The following is an 11977-nucleotide window of genomic DNA, read 5'->3' as shown; positions in this document are numbered from 1 at the left end:
GGGGCTGTCACCCCTTTTTCGCGGCCGGCGGGGCCGGCGGGTCGTCGTCGCCGCGGAGCATGTAGCCTTCGCCCCACCGCGTCAGGATCAGTGCGGGGTCGAAGCCCTTGTCGATCTTGTTCCGCAGGTAGCGGATGTACACGTCCACCACGTTCGACGTGTTCTCGTCGTACTCGTCGTACAGGTGCTCCCAGATCATGCTGCGGGTCACGACCTTGCCGCGGTGGAAGGCCAGGAACTCCAGCAAGGCGTACTCGCGCGGCGTCAGGTGGATCACCTGCCCGGCCCGGCGGACGGTGCGGGCCGCGGTGTCGATCTCCATGTCGTAGCAGCGCAGCACGGGGTCCTTCTGCTGGTGCCCGCGGCGGATCAGGGCGCGGACGCGGGCGCACAGTTCGTCGAAGTCCACCGGCTTTGTCAGGTAATCATCGGCCCCGGTGTCGAGGCCGGTCACCTTGTCCGACACGGTGCCGCGGGCGGTGAGCAACAGGACGTGGGTCTTGATACCGTCGGTCCGCCACCTCTTCAGCAGCGTCAGCCCGTCCACCTTCGGCAGCATGATGTCGAGCACGACCACGTCGTACCCGGTGGTGCGGGCCTTCACGTCGGCCTCTTCGCCGTCGGTGGCCACGTCGACGGCGAAGCCTTCCTCTTCGAGCCCTTGACGAAAGGCGCGGACGAGTGAGGAATTGTCCTCGACGAGTAACACGCGCACGGACTGCCCTCTGGGGCCGACGAACCAGTCCCTACTGGAGTTTACCCCCGCCGGCATGAAGTGCGAATGAGAAACCCGATGGCCGATTCGCCGTTCCATTCACCCGGCCAGAAGCCGCGTGCGGGCCGCGAACGCGAACGACTCGCGCACGTGTCGCTCCTCCGCGGCCACCTGCTGAGCCGGCGGCAGTTGCGAGACGCGCGGGAGCGGTTCCTTGCGGGAAGTGCGGCGAGCGAGCGCCAGCGTTCGCGCCAGGTCGCGGCCGGGGACGCGACCGAGCGTCGCCCAGTAGCGATCGGTCAGGCACGGAACGAGGAGGGGGTCGCGCGTGATCATTTCGAGTTGGAACCGGACGCGCGGGTTCCCCTTGCGCAGGGCGGCGACGACGGCGGGCAGGTCGAGTACGCCCTGCCCCAGCGGCACCTCCGCGAGGCGGAAGCCGTCGGCGTACTCTTCCAATCCCATGTCCTTCAAGTGAACAGTAAACGCGAGCGGCGCCAGGGCGGCGACCGTGGCGGCGGGGTCCTCGAGCAGCGCGAGGTTGTTGCCGGTGTCGACACACACACCGACCCACGGACTCGCCAGACCTCGCAACAGGTCGAGCAGTTCGTCCGTGCGGAAGTCCTTGTGATTCTCGACGGCCAGCTTGACGCCGGCGCTGCGAGCGACCGGCTCGGCCCGTTCCAGCGTCGCCTTTGCGGTCCGGGCGAACGCAGCGTACTCGTCGGCCCGTGAGAACAGCTCGTAGCGGCGGCCCGCCATCAAGACCGTGCGGACGACTTCCGCCCCACAGGCGCGGGCAGTCCCCAACTCGGCCGCGAACTGGTCTCGCCCGGCGCCCGTGTCCGGGGGCGGGCTCACGATTCCCTCGACCGCCACGCCGGCCGCCTCGGCGGCCCGACGGATCAAAGCTGCGGCGGCTTCCGTCCGCCGACCGAGCGGCACCTGCACCGCACTCGCGCCCCGCTCGCGAGCCAGTGTGATGAAGCTCGCCGGGTCGGTGAACCCAGCGCCTTCAGCACGCGCTCGAATGCCGTAGGAGTAAAGCAGCAAGCCGAGGTTCGTAGCCGCAGGCGGTGGCTCGTCGGCTAGTGATACTGCTGGTGTCAGTCCGGTAGCCAGGAACGCTCTACGTGTCGGGTACATGTCTGTCTCCGATCACACCAGCCCGAGCTCCCCAGCTCGCGGCCACTGGACGCACGATTCGGTCGCGTGAGCATCGTCCCGGCTTCGCCACCGCCAGGTGTCGTCTTCGCTCCTGGGTCCCACGGGACAGCGCGGCCGAGTCCTGTGGCGACGCTACCGAGGTGGCACGAATCGGCCAGACGTAGGGCGCCGGCCCGAGCAGTCACGGCTGTTCGCCGCGATCGGGTGCGATCGAAGACGGCGCCGACGCAGAATCGGCGAACCGGACGTGCGTCAGGGCCACCGCGTCGCGCAGTCGGGCAAGGTACTCGGCCCGGGAAATGTTCGTCGCCCCCATCCGCTCCGTGTGGTCGGTCGTCATCTGCACGTCGAACAGAACGAACCCACGCGCCTTCAGCCGCTCGACGAGCGTGGCCAGCGCCACCTTCGAGGCGTCGGTGCGGCGGTGGAACATCGACTCCCCGGCGAACAGCCCGCCGACCGCGACGCCGTAGATGCCGCCGGCCAGTTCCCACGCCCCCGAGTCGGTCGGCGCCCACACCTCGACGCTGTGCGCGTCCCCTGCGACGTGCAGCGCCGTGTACACCGTCACCATCTCTTCGTGGACCCAGGTCCCCTCGGCGCGGTACTCGCCGCAGCCGAGCATCACGTCGCGGAAGGCCTGGTTGACCGTGGTGCGGAACTTCCCCGAGCGAATCGTGCGTGCCAACCGCCGGCTGACGTGGAGGCCGTCCAGTTCGATGACGGCGCGCGGGTCCGGCGACCACCACAGCACCGGCTCGCCGGGGTTGTACCACGGGAAGACGCCGGCCGCGTAGGCCTTCCGCAGCAGATCCGGCGTCAACGACCCGCCGTACCCGAGCGGCCAGTCGCGGGGGCCGTTCGCGGGGTCGAGCCACGGCACGTCCGGCGCGCGGCCGCGACGGTTCGGCCGGTCGGGCGTCACTTGTTCAGTTTCTCCAGGATGTCCTTCGCCTCCGCCCCCGCCTTCGTCTTGCCGTACTTGCCGATCACCACGTTCAGGATCAGCTTGGCGTCGGCCGCCTTCCCCTCCGTCAGCAGCCCCTTCGCAGCGTTGAGCCGGGCCAGCCCTGCCGCCTCGTTCGGGTCGTCGGGCACGACCGCCGGCGTGGTCGGCGTCGTCGTGGTCGGCGGCGCGAGCACCAGTGGGGACAACTTCTTGACCTCGCCACGCTCCTTGCCGGGGCCGAGGCGGACCCAGCCGTCACGCGGGTGGTCGTCTCCGGAGAGCACCGTGAACCCGAGACCGTGCTGCTTGAACAGGTCGTCGAGAATCGCCTCGACTGCCTTATCCTTGCAGTTGTACGTGACCGGCACGTTCGGCACGCCGCCGTCCGCGGCGTAGGTCCAGAGGATCGGCTTCTCGGTGTTCTCGGTCACCAGGTGTGCGATCTCCTTGAGCGCCTCGCGCAGCGGCATCCGGTTGAAGTTCAGCGACAGCTTCACCTTCAGCAGCTTTGACCGCGTCTCGTCGGCGGCGGGCGTCACGCCACCGGCCTGGCCGGACGCGGTCGCGATAGCCAGAACCAACCCCAGAAGCGCCCCCAGCGGTCGTCGCATTGCTCGCTCCCAGAACCCGTTGCCGCGGTTGACGTTCGGGCGAGGAAAAAGGTACCACGAACGCCCCTACGCGGGTGGTTCGAACCCCCGGCTTCCACTAAAATAACGTCCTTACGCCCGACGTGCATCGCAATCCGGTCCGGGCCGCGAATTTCTCCCGGAACCACAGGAGCCGACGTTGGCCGACGACACCCCACCGCCGCCCGCCCCCGGCGGCCCGGCCGAGGCGAGCGGGGCTCCCATCCCGCTACTCGACATCGTGGACGAGTTGCGCGACAGCTACCTCACTTACGCCCAATCGGTCATCGTGTCCCGGGCATTGCCGGACGTCCGCGACGGCCTCAAGCCGTCGCAGCGCCGCATCCTCGTGGCGATGAACGACCTCGGCCTCGGCCCCACCGCCGCGACGAGCAAGTGCGCCGGGATTATCGGCGAGACGATGAAGCGCTACCACCCGCACGGCGACGCGTCGATCTACGACGCGCTCGTGCGACTCGCCCAGGACTGGGTTCTCCGCTACCGCCTCATCCACGGGCAGGGCAACTTCGGCTCGATCGCCGGCCTGCCGCCCGCCGCCCACCGGTACACCGAGGCCAAGCTCTCGCCCGTCGCGGCCGAGTTGCTCGACGACCTCGACCACGAGACGGTCGATTTCGTCGACAACTACGACGGCAAGTACCGCGAACCGCTCGTGCTACCGGCGCGGTTCCCGAACCTGCTAGTGAACGGTGCGGACGGCATCGCCGTGGGCATGGCCACGCACATCCCGCCGCACAACCTCAGGGAGGTGTGCGCGGCGCTGGTTCGGCTCATCGAAGACCCCGACACCACCCTCGGCGACCTGATCCAACTCGTGCCCGGCCCGGACTTCCCGACCGGCGGCATCGTGATGGGTCGGCAGGGGATCGTGGACGCCTACGCCCGCGGCCGCGGCAAGATCACCCTGCGGGCGCGGGTGGACATCGTCGAGGAGGGCAAGGGGAAGTCGCCGAGCATCCTCATTCGCGAGGTGCCGTTCCAGGTCAGCCGGATCAAGCTCCAGGAGGTCATCGCGGAACTGGTGAAGGAGGAGCGGATCGCCGGCATCAGCGGCGTGCGCGACGAGTCGAGCGCCCGCACCGGCGAGCCGGTCCGCATCGTCATAGAGTTGAAGCGCGGGGCCGACCCGCATCTAGTGTTGAACCAGCTCTACCAGTTCAGCCCGCTGCAGGACACGGTCAGCATCATCCTGCTGGCGATCGTCGACGGCCGGCCGCAGTTGCTGACGCTCAAGGAGATGATGCAGAAATTCCTGGACCACCGCGTCCAGGTGATTCGGCGGCGGACGGAGTACCTGCTGCGGGAGGCGAAGCGGCGCGGGCACGTCCTCGAAGGCCAGCTCATCGCCATCGCCGACATCGACGAGGTGATCCGCATCTGCCGCACGTCGCCGAACCGGTCCGAGGCCAAGCTGCGGTTGCAACAGATGGAAGTGCCTGCGGCGTTGATGGAGCGGGCCATCGGGGCCGAGGCGTTCGGCGGGTTACAACGCGAGTTGGGGGCGCAGGCGGTGTACCGCATGACGGAGCTACAGGCCGAGGCCGTGGTGCGGCTGCAGCTCGGCCAACTTGCGGCGCTGGAGAGCGAGGAGATTCTGAAGGAGTACACCCACCTCCGCGAGCAGATTCGAGGCTTCGAGACGCTCCTGGGCGACGACGCGAACGTCCGCAAGGTCATCCGGGACGACCTGGAGCACATCGGCAGCCGGTTCGGCGACGCCCGCAAGACGGAGATCAGCGGCGACGCGGCGGACGTGTCGATGGAAGACCTGATCGAGGACGAGCAGGTGGTCGTGAGCGTCAGCCACCAGGGGTTCGTGAAGCGGATGCCGGTGGGCGAGTACCGGGTGCAGCACCGCGGCGGCAAGGGCGTCCAGGGCGGCCTGCGTGACGACGACTTCGTCGAGCACTTCTTCACCGCCGCGACGAAGGATTACCTCCTCTGCTTCACCGACAAGGGGCAGCTGTACTGGCTCAAGGTGTGGCAGGTGCCGCAGGCCGCGCGCACCTCGCCGGGCCGGTCCATCGCCAACGTGCTGTCGCTGAAGCCGGAGGAGAAACTGTCGGGCATCGTCGCGGTGCGGGAGTTCGTCGAGGGGGCGTTCCTGCTAACGGCCACCCGCAAGGGGCTCGTGAAAAAGTCGAAGCTGACCGACTACAGCCGGCCGCGCGCCGGCGGGATCATCGGCATGGGCCTGGACGACGACGACAAGTTGATCGGCGTCGGCCTGACGAAGGCCGGCGACGAGGTGGTGCTGAGCAGCCGCAACGGCATGGCCATCCGCTTCTCCGAGGCGAACATCCGCGCCACGGGCCGCGGCACGTACGGGGTGAAGGGGATCAACCTGGTCGGCGACGACGAGCTGGTCGGCATGACGGTCGCCGACCCGGACGGCTTCCTGCTGACGGTGTGCGAGCTGGGCTACGGGAAGCGAACGCCGTTCGGCGCGAACACGGCCGACGCCGCGGACGGCGACGACGACGCCGGGCCGGAGCCGACGGAGACCGAGCCCGAGGAGGGGACCGAGACGGAGGGCGGCGAGGACCGGTCGTCGATGCGCTACCGCCGCCAGCGCCGCGGCGGCAAGGGGCTCCGCGACGTGAAGGTGACGGCGAAGAACGGCAAGGTGGTCGGCGTGTCGTCCGTCCGCGACGGCGACGAGGTGATCCTCATCACCGTGGGCGGCATGGTGACGCGGTGCAAGGTGGACACGATCCGCCTGGTGGGCCGCAACACCCAGGGCGTGCGGGTCATGAACCTGAACGAGGGGGACAAGCTCGCCACGCTGGCGAAGGTCGCCCCCGAAACGGTGGAGCCGGCCGGGACCGCGGTCGAGCCGGCGTAGCGAACTCTCCCAAACTCACGGGCTGGCTTCCGATGCGTGTGCTGATCACCGGCGGGTACGGGTTCATCGGGGCGTGGATCGCCCGCACCCTCCTGGCCCGCGGCGACGACGTCTTCGTCTTCGACCTGAAGGAAGACCCCCGCCGCTTCCGCCTGATCCTGTCCGACGCCGACGTGGCGAAGTGCAAGTTCGTCCCCGGCGACGTGACCGACCTGGCCGCGCTCACGGCCGCGATCCGCACCCACGGCATCACGCACGTCATCCACCTGGCCGGACTTCAGGTGCCGACGTGCCGCGTCGACCCGATGCTCGGCGCGAGGGTGAACGTGCTCGGCACGCTGGCCGTGTTCGAGGGCATCAAGGCGACCGGCTCGCAGGTGCAGCGGCTCGTCTACGCCAGCTCCGCAGCGGTATTCGGCGGCCCCGACAAGTACCCGGCCGGCAGCCAGCCCGACGACGCGCCACTGATCCCGAGCACGCACTACGGCGTGTTCAAGTGCTGCAACGAGGGGAACGCTCGCATCTACTTCCAGGACCACGGCATCAGCAGCGTCGGCCTGCGCCCGTGGACCGTGTACGGCCCCGGCCGCGACCTCGGCATGACCAGCGAGCCGACCAAGGCGATCAAGGCCGTGCTCCTCGGCCGACCCTACGCCATCAGCTTCGGCGGGTGGAGCGACTTCCAGTACGTCGACGACGTGGCCCAGGCCTTCATCCTCAGCCTGGTGCGGCCGTATCAGGGGGCCAAGAGCTACAACCTCCGCGGCGCCGTCGTCACGCTCGCCGACTACCACCAGGCGTTGACGCGGGTGCTCCCCGCGGCGGCGACGCTGGTCACGGTCGGCACGTCGCAGATCGCCATCGCGTACGACCTGTCCGACGCCGGCATCGAGCGCGACCTGGGGCCGATGCCGAAGACGCCGCTCGAGGACGGGATTCGCGCGACGGTGGACGTGTTCCGCCGGTTGCAGGTCGAGGGGCGGCTCGATACCAGCGACCTCGATGCGCCAAAGCCGCCGCCGGTGACGACGGCGGACGAGGTGTAAGCAGCACGACCGCTTGCGGCTTCGCGTCGGGCAGCATGAAGCCGCGAGCGGCAACTCAGGTGTCGATCACCACGTTGTCGATGAGCCGCGTCGTGCCCAGGAACACGGCGACTGCCGCCACCACGGGCCGCTCGACGCGCGCCACGGGTTGCAACGTCTCGGCGTCCACGACCTGCGCGTAATCCAGCCGCGCCCCGGGTATCGCCTCCAGTTCGGCCCTCAATCCGGCTTCGAGCGCCGCCACGTCACGCTCGCCCGCCGCACGAGCCCGCACACCAAGAAGCGCCCGGTGGATCGACGGCGCGGCTACCCGCTCGGCCGCGCTCAGGTAGCGGTTGCGGCTGCTCATCGCCAGCCCGTCCGCCTCGCGGACCGTCGGCTCGACCACCACCTCGACCGGCACGTTCAGGTCGCGCACCATCTGCGTGACGACGCGGGCCTGCTGGTAATCCTTGGCCCCGAAGTAGGCGCGGTCCGGAAGCACCACGTTGAACAGCTTGAGCACCACGGTGCAGACGCCGCGGAAGTGCCCCGGCCGGCGCGGGCCGCAGAGCTCGCGGTCCAGCTCCGTCACCTCCACAAACGTCACCGACCGCGCGGGGTACATATCGGCCGCATTCGGGGCGAAGACCAGGTTGGCGCCGGCCTCGTGGCACAGCGTGCGGTCGGCGTCCAGGGTGCGGGGATACTTGGCAAAGTCCTCCGACGGCCCGAACTGGGTCGGGTTCACGAACACCGACACGACCACGAACCCGCCGGCAGCGCGGGCCGCGCGGACGAGCGCCGCGTGCCCCTCGTGCAGCGCCCCCATCGTCGGTACGAAGCCGATTGCATCGCCCCGCCGTCGCGCAGCCGCGACCGCGGCGCGGACCTCGGCGATCGTCGTCACCACCGGCGTCACTCCCGGCCCTCCGCTACCAGCAGCATTCGCAGATACGAACGCGGTTCGGGGTCCCGCAGCCCGAGCTCGGCCGCGAGCGTCAGCACCGTCGCCTCCGCGAGCGCGGCCTGGGCTTCGCCGCAGACCACCTCCACCTCGACGAACGTGCCGACGTTGACGACGACGTCGAGGCAGACGGTGGCGGTGAAGTCGCCGCGCGGCAAGTCGTACACGGCGCGAGTCTTCTTCACGACCGCAACCGCGCTGAACCCGAGCGCCTGGACGAGCCGCTCGGCGTCCGCCGCGCCGCCGTCGCCGTCGGCGACGGCCAGTTCGATCTCGGTACGCGTCTTGGTCACCGCCGCTTGCTTCGGCCCCTTGTACGTGAAGCGGTTGCTCGCGCCGTCGCGGCGGAGGCGAAACGCCTCGCCGGTGGAGCGGAAATCACGGTCGGGGGCGTTGAAGTAGTGGTCGACCTCGACCGCCTCACCGACGTGCACCGCCCCGAGTGCGGTCAGGCGGGCCAGCACGACGGCTTGGTCCGCGACGCGGTACTTCAACTCGACTTCGAGCACGGCGGCGCCCCCGGTAACGGCTGATACACTACGAACAATCGTTCCGTGGCGGAGGTGCGACGTGGGCCAGCGGATTCCCCTCGGCAAGACGACAGACCTGCCGGCCGGCGCGACCACGGTCGTGGAGGTGAACGGCAAGGACGTCGCCGTGTTCCACCACGAGGGCCGGTTCTTCGCCGTCGACGACCTGTGCCCGCACATGGGGGCGTCTCTGTCCGGCGGGTTCGTTGAAGGCGGCGTGGTGACGTGCCCGTGGCACTACTGGCGGTTCCGCCTCGACGACGGCAGTTGGGCCGACAACCCGAAGGTACGAATCGGCTGCTACCCCGTACACGTCGAGGGCGACGACGTGGTGCTGGAGGTGCCGGAACAGGCGTGACGCTTGACTCCGGGGCGCCGCGGGTCTAGCCTAGCCGCGCTCCCGTGCCAAGAACCGACCGCGGCGCCCGAATACCCCGGACAACGCCGCCGCGGCGGCGCCACCCCACGAGGCCGAACCCGATGTCCAGCGCCCTCCCGCCTTCGTCGGCCCCGCCCGGCGCTTCGACCGCCGGCGCCTCGCAAATGCCCGCCACCACCAACTCGCGCGAGATCAAGCTCGTCAGCCACTCGCCGATCTTCTACTGGTGGCCGATCTGGCTCCTCGGGTACGTGATGGCTCTCATCACGCTGTTCGAGAACCACCGCCTCGCCGTCATCCCGGCCGACGCGCTGGTACACAAGATGGCGTCGGACGAAAAGACGGACCGGTACGAGCTCATCGTGCCAAAAGACGCCAAGACCCGCTCCCTGGAAAGGGCCGTCTCCGCGTCGAGCGATCCGGCCCGGCCGCAGGCGTTCACCCCGCGTATCTCCGAGAAGGCGTGGATGGGGCCGCTTTACTGCGTGATCCTCCTGCTGACGATTCTGATCACCAACATCCCGCTCCGCGGGCTGTGGTCATTCCTGGTACTGATGTTCCTGTTGATCCTGGCGCTGGCGATCACACTGATACCAAACGGGTGGGACAACTTACTCGGGGCAGTCGGCAACCTCCACATCTTCATCAACATGGCCGGCTACCTGTTCATCGCCACGGCGACTCTGATCCTGTGGGCGGTGTCGGTGTTCGTGTTCGACCAGCGGACGTACATGATCATCACGCCAGGCCAGTTGCGGGTGTGCGAGCACATCGGCGACTCGGTCCGCAGCTACGACACCACCGGCATCGCCTTCGAGAAGCAGCGCGACGACCTGTTCCGCCACTGGATTCTGGGCTTCTTCTCCGGCGACCTGATCGTGCGCACCAGCGGCGCCGAGAAGCACGAGATCCGCTTCCCGAACGTGCTGTGGATCGGCTACCGGCTGGAGCAGATTCAGACGGTCCTGCGCGAGCGGGCCGTCGTGGCAGGGTGAGTTGTGGTGTGAGATGGGTGAAGCCCACCCGCTGCGGCGGGTGGGCTTTTGATCGTTACTCGAGCGGTTCCTTGACGAGGTTCAGGTAGAAGACGGCCTTCCCCTCCTTCTCCGCGATCTTCTTGGCGAGCAGCGCCTCGGCGTCGGGCTTCTGGTTGAACGGGAACTTCTCCACGATCTTGCTGCCGTTGTCGAAAACGACCCACAGCGCCTTCATCCGCACTTCCTTGGCGGTGCGGGTGCGCTTGGCGGCCGGCTTCTTGGCGGCGGGAGCCTTCTTCTTGGCGGGAGCCTTCTTCTTCTTTTTCGGTTTCCCCTCGTCGTCGCCGTCATCGGCCTCGGCTTCCGCGTCCGGCTCTTCCGCTTCCTCTTCCTCGGCGGCCTCCTCGACGTCTTCCTTCTCCTCGTCCTGGGCTTCGGCCGCCTCCGCCTGCCGGCGAAGGTCCATTCGGCTCGGCCGCCCGCCACCCGCCCGCTTCGCCATCGTATCGCCTCCGTCGGGGCCGACGTGTGATCGCTATTCCGGCTGATAACCTAAGCCCGTGAGGGGGTCACGACAAGGGCCGTCAGAGCCACCGCCGCCAGCGGAACAGGCCGTAGGCGACCAGGCCGACGACCGTCATCAGGCCGAGGGCGAAGCCGAAGCCCCAGTCGGTGTGGTAGCCCGGTGCCGCCGACTCCTCGAAGTTCATGCCGTAGACGCCGGCGATGAGCGTCATCGGCAGGATGACCGTCGAGATCATCGTCAACAACTTCATCACCTGATTCAGCCGGTTAGACGCGGCGGCGAGGTGACTCTCCATCAGGTCGCTGACCATCTCGCGGGCCGACTCGATGAGCTCGGTGTACCGCACGAGATGGTCGTAGACGTTGCGGTAGTACGCGATCTCGCGGTCGTCTACGAGTTGGAACTCGCCGCGCGTCAGCCGGGACAGCACCTCGCGCTCGAGGATGAGCGTCTTCCGAAGGCCCGAAACGAGTCGCTTCAGCCGCAGCAGCCGGGCAAGCTCCTCGGGGCTCGGGTTGCGGAACACCCGAGTTTCGAGCTTGTCGAGGCGGTCGGCAACCCGCTCGACCACTGGGGCGTACTCGTCCACCACGGCGTCGAGGATGAGGTGGAACACGTAGTCCGGGCCGCGCTTGGCGCACTCGCCGTGCCGGGCGACGTAGCCGGACACGGCGGCGACGCAGTCCATCGCGGTGTAGTGGTGAGTGACGAGTACGTGCCGGGTCAGGACGGCGCTCAGTTGCGGGCGGTCGCGGAGCCGGATCCGCCTGCCGCCAGTCGCCTTCGGGTCGGCGAGACCGGGCGGGAGTGGGTTCACGACGATGAACAAGTAGTCGGCGAACTCCTCGACCTTGGGCAGGTGCGCCCCCTGCTCCGGTTCGCGGCGCGGTTTGGTAATGTCGCCGAGCGTCAGCGCGTGTACCGGCAGGAACTGCTCGAAGACGCGGGACTCTTCTTCGGGCGTCGGGTCCATGAGGTCGATCCACAGCATGTCGTCGGGCGGCATCTCGCGGGCCGTCGAAGGGAGCGCGAAGCCTGGGACGGCCTCATAGGTGTGGGTGGCCGCGTTCCATCGGTGTGGCGACAGCATGGCAGAAACTCCGGGCGAGCTGCGGACGTGTGTCCACTGATATTGGTACGACGGGGCGCGGTGAATTCCGGGGACTGTCGTCGCGTCTAGCCAGGTGGCGGGGTAGAATGCGCGTGTCGGGTGCCCACGGACCGGACCCCAGAGTGCCCCCCGCGCC

At 68.6% G+C, this 11977-nt stretch carries 12 protein-coding genes; 4 read left to right on the top strand and 8 right to left on the bottom strand.

Going from position 1 to position 11977, the window contains the following annotated elements:
- Nucleotides 1-7 precede the first annotated feature (7 nt).
- The 4 genes from ETAA1_RS13580 to ETAA1_RS13565 all read right to left on the bottom strand — a co-directional run bounded on the left by ETAA1_RS13580 (nt 8) and on the right by ETAA1_RS13565 (nt 3442).
- The gene (locus ETAA1_RS13580) at nt 8-715 is read right to left on the bottom strand and encodes a response regulator transcription factor (RefSeq protein ID WP_145238986.1); all 708 of its coding nucleotides are present in this window, start codon (nt 713-715) and stop codon (nt 8-10) included.
- A gap of 99 nt (nt 716-814) precedes the next feature.
- Nucleotides 815-1861: a sugar phosphate isomerase/epimerase family protein gene (locus ETAA1_RS13575; protein ID WP_145238983.1), complete on the bottom strand. Its 1047-nt coding sequence runs from the start codon at nt 1859-1861 to the stop codon at nt 815-817.
- A gap of 202 nt (nt 1862-2063) precedes the next feature.
- The gene (gene aat, locus ETAA1_RS13570; protein ID WP_238389439.1) at nt 2064-2807 is read right to left on the bottom strand and encodes a leucyl/phenylalanyl-tRNA--protein transferase; all 744 of its coding nucleotides are present in this window, start codon (nt 2805-2807) and stop codon (nt 2064-2066) included.
- Nucleotides 2804-3442 carry a hypothetical protein gene (locus ETAA1_RS13565; RefSeq protein ID WP_145238980.1) on the bottom strand — a complete coding sequence of 213 codons (639 nt, stop codon included), beginning with the start codon at nt 3440-3442 and terminating at the stop codon, nt 2804-2806. The genes aat and ETAA1_RS13565 overlap by 4 nt, the downstream gene beginning before the upstream one ends.
- A 178-nt stretch (nt 3443-3620) precedes the next feature.
- Here ETAA1_RS13565 and gyrA point away from each other — a divergent pair, with 178 nt between their 5' ends.
- Complete coding sequence (gene gyrA, locus ETAA1_RS13560; protein ID WP_145238977.1) at nt 3621-6326, top strand: DNA gyrase subunit A; 2706 nt, start codon at nt 3621-3623, stop codon at nt 6324-6326.
- A 32-nt stretch (nt 6327-6358) separates the two neighbouring features.
- The gene (locus ETAA1_RS13555) at nt 6359-7372 is read left to right on the top strand and encodes an NAD-dependent epimerase/dehydratase family protein (RefSeq protein WP_202920874.1); all 1014 of its coding nucleotides are present in this window, start codon (nt 6359-6361) and stop codon (nt 7370-7372) included.
- A 55-nt stretch (nt 7373-7427) separates the two neighbouring features.
- Here the strand turns inward: ETAA1_RS13555 and panC are convergent, their stop codons facing one another.
- Nucleotides 7428-8273 carry a pantoate--beta-alanine ligase gene (gene panC, locus ETAA1_RS13550; RefSeq protein WP_145238974.1) on the bottom strand — a complete coding sequence of 282 codons (846 nt, stop codon included), beginning with the start codon at nt 8271-8273 and terminating at the stop codon, nt 7428-7430.
- Entirely contained in the window at nt 8270-8827 is a 558-nt protein-coding gene (cyaB, locus tag ETAA1_RS13545; protein WP_202920873.1) for a class IV adenylate cyclase, read from the bottom strand. Before cyaB ends, panC begins: the two co-directional genes overlap by 4 nt.
- 61 nt (nt 8828-8888) lie before the next feature.
- On the opposite strand from cyaB, the gene ETAA1_RS13540 reads away from it, so the two are divergent.
- Together ETAA1_RS13540 and ETAA1_RS13535 are read left to right on the top strand one after the other, a co-directional pair.
- Nucleotides 8889-9206, top strand: a complete 318-nt coding sequence (locus ETAA1_RS13540) for a Rieske (2Fe-2S) protein (protein ID WP_145238968.1) — start codon at nt 8889-8891, stop codon at nt 9204-9206.
- A 185-nt stretch (nt 9207-9391) separates the two neighbouring features.
- The gene (locus ETAA1_RS13535) at nt 9392-10222 is read left to right on the top strand and encodes a hypothetical protein (protein WP_145238964.1); all 831 of its coding nucleotides are present in this window, start codon (nt 9392-9394) and stop codon (nt 10220-10222) included.
- Between the two features lie 55 nt (nt 10223-10277).
- Here the strand turns inward: ETAA1_RS13535 and ETAA1_RS13530 are convergent, their stop codons facing one another.
- Nucleotides 10278-10706 (bottom strand): hypothetical protein, encoded by a 429-nt coding sequence (locus tag ETAA1_RS13530; RefSeq protein WP_145238961.1) that lies wholly within the window; start codon nt 10704-10706, stop codon nt 10278-10280.
- A gap of 82 nt (nt 10707-10788) precedes the next feature.
- Entirely contained in the window at nt 10789-11820 is a 1032-nt protein-coding gene (gene corA, locus ETAA1_RS13525; RefSeq protein ID WP_145238958.1) for a magnesium/cobalt transporter CorA, read from the bottom strand.
- Nucleotides 11821-11977 lie beyond the last annotated feature (157 nt).

Source organism: Urbifossiella limnaea (assembly GCF_007747215.1).
Lineage (GTDB): Bacteria > Planctomycetota > Planctomycetia > Gemmatales > Gemmataceae > Urbifossiella > Urbifossiella limnaea.
The sequence above is the reverse complement of the archived record's forward strand: the minus strand, read 5'-3'. Positions and strand labels throughout refer to the sequence as shown.

Excerpts from the sequence above, each read along its gene's own strand:
- ETAA1_RS13575 (WP_145238983.1), bottom strand. The coding sequence starts at position 1,861 with ATGTACCCGACACGTAGAGCGTTCCTGGCTACCGGACTGACACCAGCA.
- ETAA1_RS13565 (WP_145238980.1), bottom strand. The coding sequence starts at position 3,442 with ATGCGACGACCGCTGGGGGCGCTTCTGGGGTTGGTTCTGGCTATCGCG.
- ETAA1_RS13555 (WP_202920874.1), top strand. The coding sequence starts at position 6,359 with ATGCGTGTGCTGATCACCGGCGGGTACGGGTTCATCGGGGCGTGGATC.
- ETAA1_RS13535 (WP_145238964.1), top strand. The coding sequence starts at position 9,392 with ATGCCCGCCACCACCAACTCGCGCGAGATCAAGCTCGTCAGCCACTCG.
- ETAA1_RS13530 (WP_145238961.1), bottom strand. The coding sequence starts at position 10,706 with ATGGCGAAGCGGGCGGGTGGCGGGCGGCCGAGCCGAATGGACCTTCGC.
- corA (WP_145238958.1), bottom strand. The coding sequence starts at position 11,820 with ATGCTGTCGCCACACCGATGGAACGCGGCCACCCACACCTATGAGGCC.